The sequence below is a fragment of the Aliamphritea spongicola genome (assembly GCF_017051665.1).
In the GTDB taxonomy this organism is placed as follows: Bacteria; Pseudomonadota; Gammaproteobacteria; order Pseudomonadales; family Balneatricaceae; genus Amphritea; species Amphritea spongicola.
The window spans coordinates 492267-511897 of the sequence record NZ_JAFIDL010000003.1 but is presented as its reverse complement, the minus strand read 5'-3'; the positions used below and the strand labels follow the sequence as shown (position 1 = coordinate 511897).

The following is a 19631-nucleotide window of genomic DNA, read 5'->3' as shown; positions in this document are numbered from 1 at the left end:
TCACCCTGATCAAACCGAATTGCTCTGAATTGCTCTCAGCTACACGGTTTACTTTAAAAGCTCTCCGATATGTCGTATATAATCCACTATGACAAAAAATAACGAAAAACAGACAAACAGAGCCCCCTGGCCAGCCCACTGGATCAGCCCGGAGGATATTCAGGCCGGTTTACCGGAAGATGTCCCCCGAAAACTGGTGATCCGTCACTTTGGTCACGAGGCCAATCATTACTCCCCTTACCACTGTCATAGCTGGGGGCAGCTGCTGTTTATCTCTGAAGGGCTGGTGCAAGTCAGCGCCCGGGACATCGGCCACTGGATTGTGCCACCCCAGCGAGCCGTCTGGATCCCCCCGTTTATCGAGCACGACGCCCTGTCACTGCAACGTCTGCAAATGCACAATGTCTATATCTGCCCGCAGGCAGCCTCCGGTATGCCGGATCACTGTCAGGTGGTGCATATCACTCCGCTGCTGCGGGAATTAATTATGGCACTGTCCAAACTGCCCCGCCTGTATGACGAACAAGGCGCTGATGGCCGTATGGTGGATGTTTTTCTCGATCAGTTAAAAGCCACCCCGGAAGTGCCGCTGCACCTGCCCCAGCCCAAAAGCCAGCGGCTGCAGACCCTGACCAGCAGCCTGCAGCAAAACCCGGCGGACAACCGCCCCCTACAGTATTGGGCAGATCAGATCGGCTGCAGTGAACGCACCCTCGCACGGCGCTTTCACAAAGAAACCGGCATGACCTTTGGCCAGTGGCGTCAGCAGGCCCGCTTACTGGAAGCCCTGAGCCGGATCGCCAGTGGCCAGCCCATTGCCAGCATCGCTCAGGATCTTGGCTACAGCAGCCAAAGTGCATTCATAAGTATGTTCCGCAAAGCGCTGGGCAAAACACCCACCCGCTATTTTCAGCCGGCAGACAGCGAATAACGCAACGGCGCTAACACTATCATTTCATTCATATTTGCCTGCAAAACTCTCATACACAGCCATATCCGCCCCGGAAATCTTGAGTTAGAATGCGGACAATATTGTCTCACTGTAAGGCTGTTACTATGTCTAATCTGTTCACCCGTTTATTAAATGAACGCCCTTACCTGCTTGCTGACGGCGCCCTTGGTACCAATCTTTTCAAAATGGGCCTGCAAACCGGCGACGCGCCGGAACTGTGGAACACCGACCACCCGGATCGTATTCAGGATCTGGCCCAGCAGTTTATCGATGCCGGTTCAGACATCCTGCTGACCAACAGCTTCGGTGGCACCCGCTACCGCCTGAAACTGCACAACGCTCAGGACCGGGTTGAAGAACTGAATGCCAAGTCTGCACAGCTGTTGAAAGAACTGGCAGATGCCAGCGACCGTGAGATTGTGATTGCAGGCTCAATGGGCCCCACCGGTGAAATTCTGGTACCGGCCGGCACCCTGACATTTGAAGAAGCGTACGATGCCTTCAAAGAACAGGCGGAAGCCCTGAAAGCCGGCGGTGTAGACGTACTGTGGATCGAAACCATTTCCGACGCCACCGAAGCCAAAGCCGCTTACGACGCTGCAGCCAGCACCGGCCTGCCTGTGGTTTACACCATGAGTATCGACACCAACGGCCGTACCATGATGGGTGTGACACCGTCTGACCTGATTAAACTGAGCACCGAGCTGGATCACCCACCGGGTGCCTGCGGTACCAACTGCGGTATCGGCGCCTCTGAAGTGGTTGCCGCCATCATGAACATGAAGAATGCCGCTGCAGAGCAGAAAACCGATCCGGTACTGGTGGCCAAAGCCAACTGCGGTATTCCGGAATATGTAGACGGCAAGATCGTATACAGCGGTACCCCGGAACTGATGGCACAATACGCCCGTCTGGTTCGGGATGCCGGTGCCAAGATCATTGGCGGCTGCTGCGGTACCTCTCCGGAACACATTGCTGCCATGCGGGATTCACTGGACGGCTACGAGCCCGGCGAAACCCCGGACATTGAAACCCTCGAAGCACAGCTTGGCCCGATTACCCAGGGTGCCAAAGCCCAGCTGGGCGGTGACCTGAGCGTTGCCGGTGGTTCCCTCAGCGGTGGCGGCCGTGAACGCCGTTCCCGCCGCGCCCGTAAGTAATTACGCTTCCCCTGCACACTTAAAAAGCCCGGCCAGTCTGCCGGGCTTTTTATTGCCTGTCAGCCCATCCTGATAATCAGCCTGCCGACACACAACATTACCTGATTCAGCCACCAGAATTGCCAGTAACTGTCGACAAACTGTCGCCCTAACCGACTACTCCTGCCTTACAATCTGGCCTTTCTTGTCTGATCCGGACAACAACTATAAGGATATACCCGCGCCATATCGGCAAGTACCCACAACGGGGAATCATGCTGTAACACGTGTTTTATATATAGTATGTTAAGCCTTTAGTGTTAGGGCTATGGCCTGACGGACGAGCTAAATTAAGGGACGAATACTCCCGTACAGCCGGCAATTGGCGGCTATAACAGCGTTTTCATCGGTTTCCTTACCCGTCGTACAAAGGATGGTAGTACATGAATCGCAAGACCGGATCTACCCACAGAATGCCGTTACTCATACTGTTCGTGACCAGTCTGTTAGCCTCATCCGTAAAGGCGTCTGAATTAAAGGTATTCGCCAGCCATTACCCGCCATTTGATATTGCCGACAATAAGCAGACTCCCGGCTTTGATGTGGAAGTAACAGAAGCAGCATTTGCCGCTTCAGGCATCAACGTAAACGTGGATTTTCGCCCCTGGGCCCGGATTATGCGGGATGTTCAGGCCGGTACAGCCACCGCAGCGGTTACCTGCAGTGCAAATTCTGAGCGCAGTAAACGGCTTTATTACAGCGACGAGATCAGCGGCAGTCAGGTCGGTCTGATCAGCCTTAAAACACTGGATACCAGTGCAATAAAGTCACTGGAAGATTTACGTAATTACCGGGTGGTATCAGTCAACGGCTATGCAACCCAGGCTGAGCTGATAAACAAGAACATAAAAACGCTGAACGTAAACCGCATGGATGAAGCCATTAACCTCATCGCCCGCCAGCGTCAGGATATTTTTTATATCGGGCGCGAAGCCGCCCTGTTTATTGCCAATCAACTGGGCCTTGCCCATAACATTAAATTTACCCCACTGGCCGACAAACCCACTCTGAAACTCTATGTCTGTTTCAGCAAAAAGTGGCCGGGAGTTCAGCACCTGATCAAAAAGTTTAACCAGGGCTTACAACGGATCCGTACTAACGGCGTTTTTCAGGAGATACACGCACGCTATGGTCTTACACCTTATTAACCCGTACCGGGGACTGCAGTTATGATCCCGTTACGACAGCAACTGGGATTCAGGAACTTCATACTGGCGCTGATCATGATGCTGGTACTGAGTCTTGCATCCTCCGCCGTACAGATTTACTCCGACTGGCAGGCCACTACCCGCAACATGGAAAATCAGGTTCACCAGACCCTCGGGCTACTGGAAGAATCTGCCATTCAGGCAGCCTATCAGCTAGACCGGGTACTGGCCCAGCGAATTGTAGTCAGCCTGATGAAAACCCCGTCGATCTTTAAAGCAGAAATCAAAGACGACTGGGGCAACAAACTGGCTGAAACCGAACGGCCGGTTATGAATTCCAGCGTCTACTGGTACGACAACAACTTCATTGAACGCTACCGGACCTTTGCCCATACCCTGACCCTGCCGGAAAAAGGCATCGGCGTCGGCAGCCTGGAAGTGTCCATCGATCAGGCTGAAATCATGAAAGACTTCACCCGCCGCAGCTGGCAGGTGGTGTACATCAAACTGATCGAATCCCTTATTACAGCCATGCTGTTCTTCGGGGTGTTCTTCTTCTTTGTAACCCGGCCGATCATCAATATCACCCACAACATCGCCGGCCTGAATACCGACCCGGAACACCCGGAACTGCTGGACCTGCCAAGCCGCCATAAAGGTGATGAACTGGGCTTCCTGATTAAAAGCTTCAACAATATGCTGGACAAACAGCTGCGGATTGAACGCTCCCTCACCGACCGTGAAGCTTACTTCCGGGCCGTGATGGAACAGGCCAGTGACGGCATCTTCCTGCTGGACAGCCAAGGCCAGCTGCTGGATGTGAATGCCAGCGCCTGCTATGCCCTCAAACACAGTAAAGAAGAGCTGCTCAGCTGCAGCCTGTTTGATATCTGTAACGAAAAGTACCACGACGACCTGCGGGCCATGATCAAGGAAGCCGACTTCAACACCTCGATCACCAAAGAAGTGGAAATGTACCGCCGGGATAAATCCATCAACCTGATGGAAATCCGTACCGTACAGGTAAAAATCAACGACCAGACCTGTCTGCTCAGCTCCGCCCGTAATATCGGTAAACGTAAGTCCGCGGAAGAGCGCATAAAATACCTGGCGTTTTACGACTCCCTGACCGACTTGCCTAACCGCCAGTTACTCAACGACCGGATCACCCAGGCACTGCGCATTGCCAACCGCCACCAGCACACCGGCGGCATCCTGTTCCTGGACCTTGACCGTTTCAAGCTGATCAATGATTCACTGGGCCACAGTGTCGGCGACAACCTGCTGAAACAGGTGGCACTGCGGCTGAAGTCCAGCCTGCGCAGCGAAGACACGGTTGCCCGTCTGGGTGGCGACGAATTCGTTATTCTGGTGCCGGAAATCCCCACGGAAGAATACTGTGCAACCACCGGCATTCAGCACCTGGCCCAGAAGATTCTGCAGCTGTTTAAGCAACCGTTTATCATCAACGGCCACAAACTGTTCGTCTCAACCAGTGTGGGCATCACCCTGTTCCCTCAGGCACATGCGGTCAGTATCGACGACCTGTTACGGCAGGCCGATACCGCCATGTATCAGTCAAAACGGCAGGGGCGTAACCAGCTGTGCTTCTACCAGCAACAGCTGCAGGAAAGCGTGAATGAACGTCTGACCCTTGAAAAAGACCTGCACCATGCGCTGGAAAATGAAGAATTCGAACTCTTCTACCAGCCACAGGTAAACATGCAGGGACAACTGATCGGTATGGAAGCCCTGCTGCGCTGGCGACACCCTCAGCACGGACTGGTTGCACCGGACAACTTCATTGGTGTTGCCGAAGAAACCGGCCTGATTCTGCCAATCGGCAAATGGGTACTGGAAGAATCCTTCCGTCAGTTAATCAGCTGGCAGGAGCAGTCATTACCGGAAAGCTTCCGTCGCCTGTCGATAAACATCAGCCCTAAACAGTTTATTCAGCCGGACTTCGTTGACCAGCTGGAAGCTCTGCAGCAACAGTCCGGTATAGATTCCTCGCTGATATGCCTGGAGCTGACTGAAAACATGCTGATCGAAAACATTGAAGCTGCCGCCAGCCAGATGCGCCGCCTGAAAGCACTCGGGGTTCACCTGTCGATTGATGACTTCGGCACCGGCTATTCATCCCTGCGGTACCTGAAAACCCTGCCGCTGAATGAACTGAAGATTGATAAGTCCTTCGTCCATGATATCCGTACCGACGCCAGCAGCCTGACCATCGTCGAAACCATTATCGCCATGGCCGACAGTCTGGATCTGGAAATCATTGCTGAAGGGGTTGAAACACAGGCCGACCAGGAACTGCTGGAATCCCTCGGTTGCCAGCACTTCCAGGGCTACCTGTACAGCCGTCCGGTACCGGCTGCAGAATGTGCACATATGTTTACCTCTGAACCGATGGCCTTACTGGACTAAACTGCAGGACTGATCTGCGGGGTTGATCTGTGAGCCAGGCCTCAAAGCAGAACAGAACTAAACAGAGCAAAACAACCAGCCATAAAAAAACCGGTGCGCCTCAGGGAACACCGGTTTTTTTATACCCTGCTGCCAGTATGATCAGCACTGGCGGCAGTATCAGTCAGCTCAAAACAGTTCAGAACAACTCAGAACAATTCGACATCGTCATCAGCGCCTGCAGCTACGCCGGCTGGCTCAGTATTCCGGGAGCGGGTTCTGCGCTGCACATGCCAGTGATCCCCTTCAAGGCTGAACACCTGCAGCTTATCGCGCAGCTGTTTACCCAACGCCTCCAGATCATCTTTGGAAATAGTATGCACCTGCGACTCATGTAGGGTTTCACGGTTCAGAGCCGCCAGAGTATCACTGGAATTACGCACTTCTATGGCACGCTGCTGCTGATGCTCGGCAGACTCACTGATCGCACCGGCCGCCTCATGCACCCGGCCAATAATATTCACCAGATCCGTCAGCTGATCGCCAACTTCTTTCACCCGGCTGTTGTTCTCTTCAGAGGCTTCGCCCCCTTCCTGCATCGCTTCCGCCAGGCTGCCGGCACCAATCTGAATCCGCTCCAGCATGCCCTGCACTTCCTGCGTAGACTGCCGGGTACGCTCTGCCAGACTGCGTACCTCATCGGCCACCACCGCAAAGCCACGCCCCTGCTCACCGGCACGGGCCGCTTCAATCGCCGCGTTCAGGGCCAGCAGGTTGGTCTGCTCAGCAATGCCGTTGATCACTTCAACAATGCTGCCTACCTGATCGGTTTCTGTTTTTAAACCGTCCAGAATGCTCTGCGCTTCCACCATATGGCCGGACAAACGGTCCACCACTTCCTGGGCAGACGTCATGGAATGCTGACACTCCATCACCGCGGCGTTGCCCGCAGAGGCTTCATCTACAATGGTACGGGCGCTGCCGGCCACTTCAGTGGATACGGTTTTAATGCTATCCATGGCATGGAGGATTTCATCGGAACGGCTGTCCTGCAGTGAGGCTTTTTGCGTCGCATTGCCGTAGCTGTCTGCCAGCTCGTGGGACATAGGGATCAGCCGGGCTGCCGAGCTGGTTACCCCAGCCACCGCCTGCTCGACCCGCTGCTGCAACTGATTCATGTTATCTGTCAGAGCATGAATCTCAGGGTGCTTACTGTCAAAGCGCACCCGCAGATCGATCTTCTCTTCCGCCAGTACAGCATCGATTTTCTCCTGCAGTGATCCGATCCGGTTTTGAGCAACCAATATCGCCCCCCAGAACAGACCGCCGAACAGCACCAGATCACGGGCAAGCCGTACATACAGGTCAGCGAGATATTCATCTAACAAAAAGTTGCTGGCGAGTAACACCACCGCCGCAATCCAGAACAGCATCTTACGGGTCATAACTTCACACCAAATCCTGAGTGTTTGTGTACTTTCTACGCGAGTAAAAAACGTGTCACACAATGGTAGCAACAACCCCCTGAAAAAAGTAAGGAATTAGCTGACTTATCAAGGGGATATCCTAACCAAAATGAGTTGTGTCACATTCCCCCCTACAATCATTACAGGGTGCGTTTTCGGCCGCACAAAACATTTCATTCCCAAAATGATATATCGCCTCTTCCCAACCCGGCCGGTAACGGCTATCTCTGTAACAGATAACCAAACGGATTCAGTCAGCGATCGCCAGGCATACCCGGCAAGGAAGGATTATGGAACTTGTACATCTGATTTATACCAGCGCAGCCAAACAGGAAGACCTCAGCCCAGAAGAACTTGAAACCATTCTGCACAGCAGCCGGGTCAATAACGAGAAAGCCGACATTACCGGTATTCTCCTGTTTCAGGATGGCTGCTTCTTTCAGGTACTTGAAGGTGACCGGCAAACCATTGAGCCGCTGTACCGGAAAATCAGCTTCGACCGCCGCCATACCAACTGTATGAAACTGATCATTGAACCCATTGAAGAACGTTGCTTTGGCCAGTGGAGCACGGGGTATCCCAAAATCACCAAACAGCAACTCAGCGACATTGAAGGGCTGAATGATTTCTTCACCCGGGGTAAATCATTCAGCGAACTGGAAGAAGGCCGTGCGCGACAACTGCTGGCGGCGTTCAAAGATGGCAAATGGCGAAATAACCTGTAAAAACCCTGCGTAGCACTCTCTCTGTCAAACCCTGCACGGCCTGCTATGATGTGCCTCTGGTAAATAACGCTTTTGTTACTGAAGGACGCAACATGTTAAAGAACCTCTTTGCACGGATCGGTGTGGGTGCTGCCACTGTCGATACTATTCTGACCACCGAACACTTCCTGCCCGGCGCCCGGGTTGAAGGCCGCATAGACGTTAAAGGGGGTGATGTGGAACAGGAAATTTCCGCAATCACCCTGAAGCTGATGACCAATGCCAAAGTTGAAAGCGACGACACCGTCAGCTACGTCGCACACCCGATTAACCAGTTTCAGGTGACGGAAGCGTTCACTTTGAAGCCAAACGAATCCCGCAGTATGGACTTCAGTTTCGACCTGCATCCGGAGACGCCGATTACCGTACTGGACACCCACAACAACCAGTGCCAGGTATGGGTGGAAACCGCACTGGATATCGACTTTGCTGTCGACCCTACCGACCGCGACCCAATGCACATTCACCCGCCACAGGCCGTCACCTACTTCATTCAGGCCATGAACGCCTGTGGCTATGGCATGGTAAAAGCCGATGTGGAAAGTGGCTTCCTGCGGGCCAATAACTTCCGTTCACACTCCGGCTGCTATCAGGAAATTGAATTCCGCCCCGGCGGTTACGGTTCAATGTTTGGCAGCATCCAGGAAGCGGAACTGTCATTCATCCTGACACCGGACACCACCCATGTGCTGATTGAGCTGGACCGTACTTTTGCCGGCGATGGCTACCGGGAAATCAGCGTCAGCAACGACGCCAGCTACGCCCAGATTGAAGGGCAGATCAAAGCCCTATTGGCCTGAGCGACTGACACTCCAAAGCAAAAAACCGGGCGCATGGCCCGGTTTTTTTTGTGTTTAAGCATTAGCAGCTGAATTTATACCTTCAGTTTTTCCAACTGCTCATTCAGGTTAGCAACCACCCGGGTCATGTCCTGACTGACCACCTCAACCTGCGATACCTGATCCGCCATTTCACCGGCAGCATCGCCGATCACTGAAATATTGCGGTTAATGTCCTCACCCACCTGACTTTGCTGTTCCACCGCGGTAGCCACCTGAGTGGCATTATCGGAAATAGACACCAGACTCTCAGTGACCTTCTCAATCATGCTGAAGCACTCCGCCGCCTCGCCGGCAACCGTATTCACCCGCTCCCGGTTATTACTGATCTGCGCCACCGATGCACTGACATCTTCCTGCAGGGTGCCGACCAGCGCACCAATCTCTTCCGTTGCCTGTTGGGTTCTGGCAGCCAGCGTGCGAACCTCATCCGCGACAACCGCGAAGCCCCGCCCCTGATCACCGGCCCGGGCCGCTTCAATCGCCGCATTCAGCGCCAACAGGTTCGTCTGATCGGCAATCGAGCGGATGGTCTCAACGATGGTATTGATGCCTTCACTGCGCTCCGCCACCTGCGTGATCCGTTTACTGCTCAGGGCCATCTCATCCGCGGTCAGCTGAATTTGCTGCAGGTTCTGCTCAATGGCGTGTTTGGTCGCAACGAGATCCTGACTGGAATTCTGGGCCTCATTCGCGCTGGCAATGGCAAAGTCAGTCACCTGTGCGCTGCTGGTCGACATCTCCTCCATGGCCACCGCCACACTGTCGATCTGGCTGGCCTGCATCCCCACCGAACGGTTAGCATGATTTGCAGAGCCGCTTAACCGCCCGGAAAACGCCGCCAGCTCATCGGACTGCTGCTTAAACACCACAATCATATCCCGCAGCTTCTGCATGAACTGGTTGAACCCGTCGCGGATTTCAATCAGCTCTTTATGCTGGGCGATGTCCAGATGCTGGGTCAGATCCCCGTCACTGCTCACCAGACTCCATACCTTGTCACGCATCCGGTTAAGGGGATTGGTCACCGCCCGTACTACCAGATAAATCAGCAAGACAGCCAGCAGAATCAGGCCTGCCGACAAGGTCAGCATTCGGGTCATGGCGGTATCGATCCCCGTATTCAGATCCGACTGCAGCGCCAGTAAGTCTTCCATGATGACCGCATTCGGTACCGATATAATCAGTGGCCAGCGGGTGCCGGTCGCGTTGATCTGAATCTGGGCAACCGCCACTAAACGATCCTCCAGCTGTACAACCGCTTTCTCTGCGCCGGTATCCTGGCGGGCCAGCTCAGCATCCACCTGCGCTAACATTTCGGTTAATTGCGCCTCATAGGCAGTACTGGCCACAATGCGCCCCGCCGGGCTGATAATATGAATATCCCCGCGCCCTTCAAAAATAGATTTAGCAATCCGGGCAACCCGCTTCTGAATGGCCGGCAGGTTCAGGTCGGCCCCGGCGATGCCTACTGCTTTACCGCCACTGATTACCGGTGCCGTCAGAGTAGTCATCAATTCACTGACACCCGGTTCAATCTCATACAGATACGGCTCCAGTGCACAGCTTCCTGCTGACTCAAGGCTGCACAAATACCATTCAGACTCCCGCTGGCCAAACTCCGTCACGCCGGTGAGATAACGGCCATCAGGATCGCCTTCGTACTGCTGCAAGCCTTCATCCGTGCGTACCCAGTACAGCCCCAATGTACCGTCCTGGGAGCTACTGTGCAGACCACTGCCGATGCTCTGGGTATCCAGCCCGTCGTAACCGTTGGGCTCAAACTCTGAATACAGCGCACTGATATGCTCATTAGATACCAGACTCTGCTGTACCAGCTGCTGCACCTGCGTCCGGCTCAGGGGCTGCTCATCTCCCCCGCTGCTGGTCGCCGATAACACCGACGCCAGCGCCAGTGGAACATCAAAGGCCCGGTTTAAATAATCACTTACCTGCTGCGCCGAATCCGTCGCCATAAAGGCCAGCAATTCCGCAGCGCTTTCCCGCTGGCTGCTGCTGATGGCTCCCAGCGTGTACTGCCCGCTGCGCTTCATCGACTCAATGCCGGTTAACACCACCAGCGACTGCACCAGTAACAAAATTATTCCCGCCGCCAACAGCAGCTTCCGCTTCAAACTCCAATGAGACATCTACACCACCCTTTATCTTTCTTATACAGAACAAGATCGCGGATCGACCGAACGCAAACAACGAGAATAAATTAATGCTATAGATAGGTTTTAGATATACCCCCTAGTACCTAGGTTTGAGGCACGCAGAGGGGAATTCAGGATGGGGAAAAAGATGTGCCCATCTTGGGGATGGGCTACTCCGAATGGCTAGAGCATCCCCACTTAGAGAAGATTTGTAGCAATAATTTTGCGTGCTGCTATATAGTAGCTCCTTGCTAATCCGTTAATCAGATGCGTAAGGAACTGCAGTGTTTATCATCGGCAAGGAATACAGGCGTCAAACAGAAATTCATGATGTATATGGTGGCCAAAGACAGGGAGGTATATCTACCCCCTCCGGCTTAAACCATATATTCATTTTCACTTCCGACAACGGCCAGCAATATGGCTATGAAGACAAGTATCGCAATGATGGTATCTTTCTATATACAGGAGAAGGACAAACTGGTGCGATGAAAATGCGTGGTGGCAATAAAGCAATTCTTGATCACGCAAAGCTAAATAAAGAAATACATCTATTCGAGTACACTCGCAAAGCTTACGTTCGTTACATCGGAACTGCTGATTGCCTTGGCTATCATGAAGAATCGCGACCTGATAAAACAGGTGACTCACGTAATGTTTATATTTTCCATCTTGCAATCAATAGTGACCATGATGGAATTGAGGCAGAGCCAAATTTTGAAATACCTGCTTCAAAAAACTTAAAGAAAAAAACAACAAAGCAATTACGCGACTTTTGTCTGCTCAACCCGCCAAAACAGTCTAATCGAGAGAAAAAACTGCAGTTTACATATGTTCGATCTGAAGCGATCAAGCTCTATGTAAACGCCAGATCAAGAGGCATATGCGAAGGCTGTGAAGAACCGGCACCTTTTAAAACCAACAAAGGCCCTTTTCTAGAGTGTCACCATATACACAGACTTTCGGATGGCGGCCCTGACCATCCTTTAAATGTGGCTGCACTTTGCCCTAATTGTCACCGTCGTGCTCACCACTCAATTGATGCTGTAGAGTTCAATAAGCTACTCATCAATAAAGTGACCCAACTAGAAGCATAACCTGATCTTTAGAAAGGACTCCCCATGAACATCCAACGCCACGGCATTATCCTCAACTGCGAACATTTCGACGCCTGTGTGGATTTCTACCGTACCCTGTTCGGGTTGCCGGTGATGTTTGAGAAACAGGAAGGTGATTTCCGACTCTGCTGTCTGGCGTTTGGCGAGAGTTACTTAATGCTGGAAACCGAAGGCCATGCCAAGCCTGCTGGTAAGAGCATTGCAGAAAGCCCGCACAAGTTGCGTTTTAACGTGGATGATATTCAAGCTACGCTGGCGGATGTACGGACGTTTGGGATAGATGCAGACATCACCGTGACAGACTGGGGATCGGTGATTAACATTTGCGATCCGGACGGTAACCGGATCGGCATCAGAGATGAGGCGAGCTTTGCGCTGTAACTGAAGGGTTGGTTTTTAACGCTTCGCAGTGAAACGGGGCCGGTATAACGGTCCCAGAATCCGGGCAAAGGTGCCGTCCTGCTTCATTGCATTCAGGTGGATGTTAATTTCCGGCAAACGCGCCACCAGAAACGATTGCTTCGACACCCCAAAACGCAGCACTGTGGTAAAAATCGGCTTTTCCGCAAAACGGATATTTGTGTAGTCTTTATCCTTCAGCAGGCTGACACCGTTGGAGTACAGCAAGGGCGTCAGCTCCACTCTGCCCTGCGCTAACATCTGCAGGTTTTGCATATCCGTCGCGGATTCACTCACTCGCAGACGCTGTTCCTGCACCGCGTCCCGCCAGTTATCTCCGTAGTTATAACCCCGTACTGCACGAATGGAATAGTCCTTCAGATCCGCCCAGTTCTGCCAGCCGAAATACTTATATGTATCCAGTGAATAGGCCAGCAGAATCGGGTCGCGGTAGACCGGCACGGTGAATACCATATAAGGCGCCCGGGCCGGATGTTCCGATACCATTGGCAGCAGATCTGCCCTGCCGTTTTCTATCAGCTTTAAGGCCCGGCGCCAGGGGGCATACTGGAATTTAACCGGCACATTCAGACGGTTAAACAGCTCCTCGATGATCTCGATAGCGTAACCACGGGTAACCTGTTCCTGTTTATCATCATCAGCGATCTGCCAGGGCGGCCAGTGTTCCACAACGATCCGAGCTACCGGTTGCTCGGGATTATCTTCCGTACCATTGCTGAACGCCGGCATTGCATAACACAACACTGCAGCCAGGCATAAACGAAATACAAAGGGAAAAAGAGATGAGAAAAAAGAACTAACAGCTAACCGGAACAACACAGACTCACACAGCACACCAGGCTTACGACTTTTTAGTGAACAAAAAATAGCCAGCCAATCAAACGAAGGCAGGCATTATAATGATTCAGCCGCAAAGGTATAGCGGTAAATCCACCTGAATGCTCCAGTTTGTGTTTGTCTGTTTGAAGTGTGCCTGGCAGATAAGGTTAAGCCGCTGATCTGCATGAGCCCTTGCTTGCTCAGTACAGATCGGCACTTAACAACCGCGTTTAACGGATTTACGCCGGTTATTCATGGCGATACCAGAATAACCGGCACGTACTATTGGGCAGTGATTACACCACGGTTATTACTTTGGTGGCGTACTGATCCGGCAGACTACTCCATTGCTGAATCCGCACCGGGTCAGGGTCGCTGTCCGCCGGGTTTCGGTCATACTGCGCGGGCAGCGAATCCCACTCATCCACCGCGACCATAAAGTATTCATGCCCATCCAGCTGTGCCTTACCGGAAAGCGCTTCTTTCAGCCGGGCTTCCACGATTGCTTCATCACTGCTGAAGGTTACGCTGTATCCCCCGGAGAACTCCCTGATATGCTGGCCGGCCTGCTTTTTCAGGGTTTCTATATGTTTGGCACCTTTGGCAAAATCAGCCTTCAGAGCATCATTCCCAGATGGCTCCAGCAACTGCAGGAACCGGTAAGGGTGGGCGGCAAAGCCAGAATTCATGGTCAGCGAGGCAATCACCGGCGTGGCGATAACAGAGTTTTGGAACCATTCCGAAAAACGCTTATGGTCCTTCAGCTTATTGCTACTGTTTGAACGGTTACGCCACATCTGCTTGGCGTCTTCCAGAACCGCAGTCACCTTAAACTTCTGCACCAGGCTCTCTACCAGATTAAAAATCTTATTGAAGATGCTGGTCACAATGCTGAAGATCATGCCGGCACTGCCACCGGCCCCGGACACATCAGCCGCAATGCTCAGCCCAAGGCTGGTCGATGAAATCGCCAGGCCTTTCGCAGCACTGGCAATACCGGCCACCGAATGACGGGCCAGCGCGTTGGCGATGACCGACGGATGCCCGCCCAGTAACTCAACGCCATAACCGCTGTAGCATTGCTCGATCAGCATTTTAGATTTCAGAAAGGCTTTCTTAGCATCGGCGTACATGCCAGCGGCGGTTTTCACATAGCCCCAGCCCGGAATCGCTGCAGATAACCCCGTAGCAAAGGTATTCGCCCCCCAGATAACAAAGTCCGTGAGGATTTCCATCATCTGCATATTCACGCCATAGCGCTTTTTCACCGCGTCCAGCATCATGTAAAAGAAGTCACTGATGAGCTGTTTCAGTTTGGCTTTCAGCTCAGATACCCCGTCGATGACGGTATTAGCCGCCCCTTTTACTTTTGCCAAAGCTTCGCTTTCCTGCAGATACGACAGGGCAGAGTCTTTCATATCTTTCAGGGGGCTTTTATCGATCAGTTGGCCGGCAGCGTTAATTCCCATGCTGTAAGCCGCTTTCTGGCCAGCAATAAAATCCTTCGCGGCGGTGGTGTTCACCACCAGCGTATTAAAGGGTGAAGCGCTGAACGAACGTACCCGGGTCATATCCGTATGGGCCAGTGAATAGACTATTCCCAGCCGGGCATTGGCTAGTTCATCGACCTGAACACCCCCGGCTGTATTCTGTGTATTGCCAAACATGGCATCCTGAACTTTGCGTTTATAAACATGAAATGGCATCGCAGTTTTCCTGGCTGGTTATCGGGTTAAATCACTCTCGGAATCAAACGGACAACAAGCACAATCATGATGCGCTTACCTGAGATTGGGACGCACTTTATCCAGAAAAACTGAAACGAAACTGAAGTAAATCTAAGGCAAATAAAATTAATCCCTGTATTCACAGACAGTTAGAAGCTAGCGGAAATTTATCGCCGACCAGCACACTACCCAAGTTGGGTAATGGATCGCTGGTTATATACCCCTTAGCTCCATAGACTTGTTCGGTCGCTGTCAGTCCTAACCCCCCCGTCAGCCTGACGGCGACTTCATGTAAAGTTACGGATCGCAATTCCTTTGTTGAGCACATGGACTGTGCACATGAGCCCTGCCTTAACCAACTGCCATGGATACCTGATGGCAGCCGGTACTTTTCTTTAACTGCCCATAAGCCTTACACTGCCAGCACAGTGAATCTGCCATTTAGCACTGCCATTTTTCTGCTCAATAAACAGAAGCCACCCATGAAAAAACTATCTTTTGTACCTCTGCTGTTTTCAGCCCTGCTTTGTAGCCCGTCAGCTTTCGCCACGGACGCTGCCGACACTCTGGTGGTCAATGCCATTGTGTATGCGGATCAGCCCGCTGAAGCCATCGCCATAACAGATGGCAAGATCACCTTTGTTGGCAGCAATCAGCAGGCCAGAGCATTACAGGGCAACCAGACAGACGTACTGGATATGGAAGGTGCAATGGTGTTGCCCGGCTTCATTGATAACCATAACCATGTGTTTGAAGCGGCGTCAGAAGCCGGCGGCAGCTGTGAACTGAGCCCGGACGAGGACCTGAACGGCCAGATCCCCTATCTGGAAGCCTGCGCCGAACAGGCAGAACCGGGGCAATGGCTGATTGGCTACGGATTCTCACTGGAAATGATTCTGGATGGAAAAGCGAACGCACAGACCCCGCTAAGCTTACTGGACGAATTTTTCCCGGATCAGCCGGTAATTCTGATGGAGCAGACCTCCCATTCCATGTGGGTCAACTCCACTGCTCTTGAGCAGGCAGGCATTACAGCCAGCTCTCCGGAGCCACAGGGTGGCAGGCACCTTAAAGACCCAGACAGCGGCGAATTAAACGGCATTTTGCTGGATAACGCCGGTGACATTGTTATGGAGCTGGCCTGGAATAACCTCAACAATGTTTTCCAGCGCAGCTACAACGGCCTGCTGGATGGCCTGTACATTGCCTCTGAACACGGCATCACCACCATTGGCGACGGCCGGATGTACTGGCAGCGTGGCTGGTATGAGGTGTGGCAAGCCGCCCGGAAAAACGGCGACCTCACCGCCCGGGTATCTTTGCGGCCCTGGATATATCCGGAAGGTGAACCAGCAAAACAACTGGCATTTCTGGAGCAGATTCAGAGTCGTCAACCAGACAGCCTATTGATCGTCGATCAGGTGAAGATGTACAGCGATGGCATTCTCACCAACGCCACTGCCAAGATCATCAGCCCCTACCGCGACAGCTTCGTTGACGATATGCCCTACGGCCTGAATTATATCCCCCCGGAGGATATGAAGCTCTGGCTCAGCGAGCTGAATAAAATCGGCTATGGCGCACACATACACGCCATTGGTGACGGTGCCGTCCGCGAATCACTGAATGCCATCGAAGCAGCCCGCCGGCAAGGGTCCGATCAGGACTATTCCCTGACCCATGTGGAAATGATTCAGAACTCAGATATCAAGCGCTTCAAACCGCTGAACGTTACTGCGGATTTTCAGATAGCCAGCAGCGTTGGCAATCATGACTGGGCAATTCCGTTTATCGGCAGAAAACGCAGCCACCAGCTGATGCAGTTACGACCGATCTACGACGCCGGCGCTAACCTGACCCTGAGCAGCGACTGGAATGTGAACGATATCAACCCGTTAGCAGGGATCAGCACCAGCATACAAATGGGTAAACGGGGCATGCCGGACATTTACGCCGCCATTGATGCCTATACCATCAAGCCCGCCATTAGCCTGGGGCTAGACGATATCACCGGCAGTATTGAAGTAGGAAAATCAGCAGACTTAGTGGTACTCAGTGAAGACATCACTCAGATTGCGCCGGCGAAGGTTGCCGATACCCAGATTCTGATGACGATTTTGCAGGGCGAAATTGTTTACGAAGCTGAAGACTAAAGCCTGAAAGGCAGGGAAAAGCGGGAAGAACGGAAAAGACAAAACAGCAGGGAGCACAGACAGCCCCCTGCTCAGCATACTCTTATGCGCCGTAGATCACGTATACCTTGCGCAGGGTTTCATGAACGGTCCAGTTGCCACACCAGCCCACCGGGAAAACGGCACTTGAACCGGCAGTCAGCTCTACTGGCTCACCACCATCTTCAACAACTGTCATCCGTCCGGACAGAACATAAATCACTTCACCGCGGGTCATGAATTCCCAACGGGACTCGCCCGGCTCACACTCCCAGGTACCGGATTTAATGTTCTGCTCTTCAGTATGGAAAAATACCTGGCTGCGGGTCGTGATCTCACCGGAAAGTGGTTCAGCGGTTGGTTGTGCCAGCGGGGCTTCATTCAGATCTTCTGCTGCAATCTCTGCGGCACGGTAAGTAATGGTCATAAAACAAATTCCTGTCGATTAATGTTGCCTGCAAGGTAACACTATGGCCACAGGGGTATTTGCTTGTTTGCGGCAGCGGTTACATCCACCTATAAAAAAAAACGCCGACATAACGCCGGCGCCTTAAAGACAAGAACCTTTATAAACTGGTTTCATAATAGATTTCCCGCAGAGCATTGTCCCGTGCCCTTCTGAACAGCTCTTCGGCAAGTTCATGGGGTAAGGCTAACCGATTGTCAGTTTCACTCAGCGCGATTGGCTGCAGGTCTTTATAACGTACCGATTTAACCTGGTACTGTTTCATTTCCTTCGCCGTCAGACTGATCAGCACCAGCGGATAGCATTCACTCTCCCGGCAAATATAGTCCGATCCGGAAAGTGCTTGGGACCCAATTTTCACTCCCTTCCAGGCAACACCTTTTTTCACCGAGTAATCATCACTCGCGTGCACCAGACCAGCAACCAGAACCAACATTAAAAGACAGTAACGCATAACTATTCCTCCACGTCATTATCTGACTGAAACCTGTATACGCAAGTTGGCAACATACGGTTCAGTACAGCCTCTGCGGAAGACCTCAGTTAGAGTCCGCAAATTTCGCCCGCTGCACCCGTTCCTTACTGCGCTTGAACAACACATCCGCCAGATCTTCCGGCAGGGTAATCCGGTCACCATCAGTAGACGTCGCGACCTTTTGTAAAGAACTGAACTTCAGTGAAGTCAGCTGATAACGTTCCTTCAGCTGGCGGGACACAGGAATGTTCTTAAACAGCGGATAACACTCATAATTACGACAAATATGATCAGCACCGGACGGTGAAGATGAACCAATTTTCACCCCTTTCCAGTTGATCCCTTTCTTCACTGTGTAGTCTGCACCCGCATTGGCAATACCGGCAACGAGAGCCAGAATCAGAAAACTGTAACGCATAAATCACCTCCACAAAAAAATGTGTTCCGAGCGTGTAGCACATGATTTTCTAGACAGTACAGATCTGTAAACGTTCAGGGCCGGCAAGGGAACAAAGCGCTATAAGCATAGTTCCCCTGCGGCTTTCAGAGGCGGTCACTCAAGTTTCTTTAGGGCAAAAATGACTGCTGATCAGCAGTTGACAGAGTGGCCCGATGAACAGGAAAGTGTTTGGTTCATCGGGGGAATTTCTACTTACCCAGCGCAGTCATTCATCATGCTTTGGAATGTATCTGTAAATTGCCCCACATGATATCCGTCCATGAGTGCATGATGGACATGAATCGAAACCGGCATCAGTTTTCGGCCATTCTCTTCATGCAACTTCCCAAATGAAATTTTGGGACAGCTGTCAGGAAAACTGAAACTCCTGGCGTGTGACAGCCCAGTAAAATTGAGCCATGGTAACGACGAGTAATGGATGACATTTGCACCCGATGATGCGGGCACTAGGCCGGTACTGTTTTTGACCTTTTCAATTTCTAACGTCGCCGTTTTCTCAAATTCGCTGAAATCTTCGTGGTAATCCATGTACGAAAACCCGAATGTTTCGTCCGGGCGAAGGATGGTTGCCGCGCAATTGATCTGATCAAAAACAAGAACCCTGTCGTCTTTCATACGATATCTGAAAGGCTCTATGGCATTTGCAGCACATAGTGACCGATGGAGGTAAAAGAGGAAAAATGAAATATTGTGCTGCTTGCAGTAGAGATAAGCATCGGTGCAATCAATTTTAACCGTGACACCATAAAAAGGTTCTTCAAACTCTTTGAAAAACTCAAAGTGTTCCTTGCGGTTCCAGTTACTGATATCCAGTTCTTTATACATTGGCCCACCTTAAGGCGTAGAAACTTTTTTCAACTTAACTACATTCTGGTATTTCAGACCACTGGCTTGCCTGCTCATGCGCTCAGCTTGTTTGGTAAGCTTGTGTGATAAGCAACATGAATTGCCTCAGCCCTTTTTAATCAATAAGTTGCTCATGATTACACAATATTATCCGCTCGTCTCAATGGGTACGGGCCATGGCAGATCAGCACGAAAA

Annotated in this window: 17 protein-coding genes; 9 read left to right on the top strand and 8 right to left on the bottom strand. The window is 52.0% G+C overall.

Annotated elements, in window-relative coordinates; genetic code table 11:
* Positions 1-88 precede the first annotated feature (88 nt).
* The 4 genes from JYB63_RS12340 (at position 89) to JYB63_RS12325 (ending at position 5729) form a co-directional block, all read left to right on the top strand.
* Positions 89-931 carry an AraC family transcriptional regulator gene (locus JYB63_RS12340; RefSeq protein WP_205658148.1) on the top strand — a complete coding sequence of 281 codons (843 nt, stop codon included), beginning with the start codon at positions 89-91 and terminating at the stop codon, positions 929-931.
* Between the two features lie 125 nt (positions 932-1056).
* Positions 1057-2112 carry a betaine--homocysteine S-methyltransferase gene (bmt, locus tag JYB63_RS12335; protein WP_205658147.1) on the top strand — a complete coding sequence of 352 codons (1056 nt, stop codon included), beginning with the start codon at positions 1057-1059 and terminating at the stop codon, positions 2110-2112.
* Positions 2113-2534: 422 nt separating this feature from the next.
* The gene (locus JYB63_RS12330; protein WP_205658146.1) at positions 2535-3299 is read left to right on the top strand and encodes a transporter substrate-binding domain-containing protein; all 765 of its coding nucleotides are present in this window, start codon (positions 2535-2537) and stop codon (positions 3297-3299) included.
* A gap of 21 nt (positions 3300-3320) precedes the next feature.
* Positions 3321-5729, top strand: a complete 2409-nt coding sequence (locus tag JYB63_RS12325) for a putative bifunctional diguanylate cyclase/phosphodiesterase (RefSeq protein ID WP_205658145.1) — start codon at positions 3321-3323, stop codon at positions 5727-5729.
* Between the two features lie 188 nt (positions 5730-5917).
* Here the strand turns inward: JYB63_RS12325 and JYB63_RS12320 are convergent, their stop codons facing one another.
* Positions 5918-7153 carry a methyl-accepting chemotaxis protein gene (locus JYB63_RS12320; RefSeq protein WP_205658144.1) on the bottom strand — a complete coding sequence of 412 codons (1236 nt, stop codon included), beginning with the start codon at positions 7151-7153 and terminating at the stop codon, positions 5918-5920.
* A 311-nt stretch (positions 7154-7464) separates the two neighbouring features.
* Here JYB63_RS12320 and JYB63_RS12315 point away from each other — a divergent pair, with 311 nt between their 5' ends.
* Positions 7465-7899, top strand: coding sequence for a BLUF domain-containing protein (locus JYB63_RS12315; RefSeq protein WP_205658143.1), 435 nt, complete (start codon positions 7465-7467; stop codon positions 7897-7899).
* Between the two features lie 92 nt (positions 7900-7991).
* Positions 7992-8738, top strand: a complete 747-nt coding sequence (locus JYB63_RS12310) for a sporulation protein (RefSeq protein WP_205658142.1) — start codon at positions 7992-7994, stop codon at positions 8736-8738.
* Positions 8739-8812: 74 nt separating this feature from the next.
* Here the strand turns inward: JYB63_RS12310 and JYB63_RS12305 are convergent, their stop codons facing one another.
* Complete coding sequence (locus tag JYB63_RS12305) at positions 8813-10927, bottom strand: methyl-accepting chemotaxis protein (RefSeq protein ID WP_205658141.1); 2115 nt, start codon at positions 10925-10927, stop codon at positions 8813-8815.
* A gap of 290 nt (positions 10928-11217) precedes the next feature.
* On the opposite strand from JYB63_RS12305, the gene JYB63_RS12300 reads away from it, so the two are divergent.
* Both JYB63_RS12300 and JYB63_RS12295 read left to right on the top strand, forming a co-directional pair.
* The gene (locus JYB63_RS12300; protein ID WP_336510881.1) at positions 11218-12030 is read left to right on the top strand and encodes an HNH endonuclease; all 813 of its coding nucleotides are present in this window, start codon (positions 11218-11220) and stop codon (positions 12028-12030) included.
* Positions 12031-12054: 24 nt separating this feature from the next.
* Positions 12055-12432 carry a VOC family protein gene (locus JYB63_RS12295; protein ID WP_205658140.1) on the top strand — a complete coding sequence of 126 codons (378 nt, stop codon included), beginning with the start codon at positions 12055-12057 and terminating at the stop codon, positions 12430-12432.
* A gap of 15 nt (positions 12433-12447) precedes the next feature.
* Here JYB63_RS12295 and JYB63_RS12290 read toward each other — a convergent pair whose 3' ends face one another.
* Entirely contained in the window at positions 12448-13200 is a 753-nt protein-coding gene (locus JYB63_RS12290) for a substrate-binding periplasmic protein (protein ID WP_205658139.1), read from the bottom strand.
* 386 nt (positions 13201-13586) lie between these two features.
* A complete protein-coding gene (locus tag JYB63_RS12285; RefSeq protein ID WP_205658138.1) occupies positions 13587-14996 on the bottom strand; it encodes a hypothetical protein in 1410 nt (469 codons plus the stop codon).
* A 503-nt stretch (positions 14997-15499) separates the two neighbouring features.
* Here JYB63_RS12285 and JYB63_RS12280 point away from each other — a divergent pair.
* Entirely contained in the window at positions 15500-17170 is a 1671-nt protein-coding gene (locus JYB63_RS12280) for an amidohydrolase (protein ID WP_205658137.1), read from the top strand.
* 82 nt (positions 17171-17252) lie between these two features.
* Here the strand turns inward: JYB63_RS12280 and JYB63_RS12275 are convergent, their stop codons facing one another.
* The 4 genes from JYB63_RS12275 to JYB63_RS12260 all read right to left on the bottom strand — a co-directional run bounded on the left by JYB63_RS12275 (position 17253) and on the right by JYB63_RS12260 (position 19414).
* Complete coding sequence (locus tag JYB63_RS12275; protein ID WP_205658136.1) at positions 17253-17615, bottom strand: cupin domain-containing protein; 363 nt, start codon at positions 17613-17615, stop codon at positions 17253-17255.
* Positions 17616-17754: 139 nt separating this feature from the next.
* Positions 17755-18108: a hypothetical protein gene (locus JYB63_RS12270; protein ID WP_205658135.1), complete on the bottom strand. Its 354-nt coding sequence runs from the start codon at positions 18106-18108 to the stop codon at positions 17755-17757.
* Between the two features lie 85 nt (positions 18109-18193).
* Positions 18194-18547 carry a hypothetical protein gene (locus tag JYB63_RS12265; RefSeq protein ID WP_205658134.1) on the bottom strand — a complete coding sequence of 118 codons (354 nt, stop codon included), beginning with the start codon at positions 18545-18547 and terminating at the stop codon, positions 18194-18196.
* A gap of 234 nt (positions 18548-18781) precedes the next feature.
* Positions 18782-19414 carry a chloramphenicol acetyltransferase gene (locus JYB63_RS12260; protein WP_205658133.1) on the bottom strand — a complete coding sequence of 211 codons (633 nt, stop codon included), beginning with the start codon at positions 19412-19414 and terminating at the stop codon, positions 18782-18784.
* Between the last annotated feature and the right edge of the window lie 217 nt (positions 19415-19631).

Bases quoted from the DNA above. Each gene is read 5' to 3' on its own strand.
- JYB63_RS12340 (WP_205658148.1), top strand. From the start codon at position 89: ATGACAAAAAATAACGAAAAACAGACAAACAGAGCCCCCTGGCCAGCC.
- bmt (WP_205658147.1), top strand. From the start codon at position 1,057: ATGTCTAATCTGTTCACCCGTTTATTAAATGAACGCCCTTACCTGCTT.
- JYB63_RS12330 (WP_205658146.1), top strand. From the start codon at position 2,535: ATGAATCGCAAGACCGGATCTACCCACAGAATGCCGTTACTCATACTG.
- JYB63_RS12325 (WP_205658145.1), top strand. From the start codon at position 3,321: ATGATCCCGTTACGACAGCAACTGGGATTCAGGAACTTCATACTGGCG.
- JYB63_RS12320 (WP_205658144.1), bottom strand. From the start codon at position 7,153: ATGACCCGTAAGATGCTGTTCTGGATTGCGGCGGTGGTGTTACTCGCC.
- JYB63_RS12315 (WP_205658143.1), top strand. From the start codon at position 7,465: ATGGAACTTGTACATCTGATTTATACCAGCGCAGCCAAACAGGAAGAC.
- JYB63_RS12310 (WP_205658142.1), top strand. From the start codon at position 7,992: ATGTTAAAGAACCTCTTTGCACGGATCGGTGTGGGTGCTGCCACTGTC.
- JYB63_RS12305 (WP_205658141.1), bottom strand. From the start codon at position 10,927: ATGTCTCATTGGAGTTTGAAGCGGAAGCTGCTGTTGGCGGCGGGAATA.
- JYB63_RS12295 (WP_205658140.1), top strand. From the start codon at position 12,055: ATGAACATCCAACGCCACGGCATTATCCTCAACTGCGAACATTTCGAC.
- JYB63_RS12290 (WP_205658139.1), bottom strand. From the start codon at position 13,200: ATGCCGGCGTTCAGCAATGGTACGGAAGATAATCCCGAGCAACCGGTA.
- JYB63_RS12285 (WP_205658138.1), bottom strand. From the start codon at position 14,996: ATGCCATTTCATGTTTATAAACGCAAAGTTCAGGATGCCATGTTTGGC.
- JYB63_RS12280 (WP_205658137.1), top strand. From the start codon at position 15,500: ATGAAAAAACTATCTTTTGTACCTCTGCTGTTTTCAGCCCTGCTTTGT.
- JYB63_RS12275 (WP_205658136.1), bottom strand. From the start codon at position 17,615: ATGACCATTACTTACCGTGCCGCAGAGATTGCAGCAGAAGATCTGAAT.
- JYB63_RS12270 (WP_205658135.1), bottom strand. From the start codon at position 18,108: ATGCGTTACTGTCTTTTAATGTTGGTTCTGGTTGCTGGTCTGGTGCAC.
- JYB63_RS12265 (WP_205658134.1), bottom strand. From the start codon at position 18,547: ATGCGTTACAGTTTTCTGATTCTGGCTCTCGTTGCCGGTATTGCCAAT.
- JYB63_RS12260 (WP_205658133.1), bottom strand. From the start codon at position 19,414: ATGTATAAAGAACTGGATATCAGTAACTGGAACCGCAAGGAACACTTT.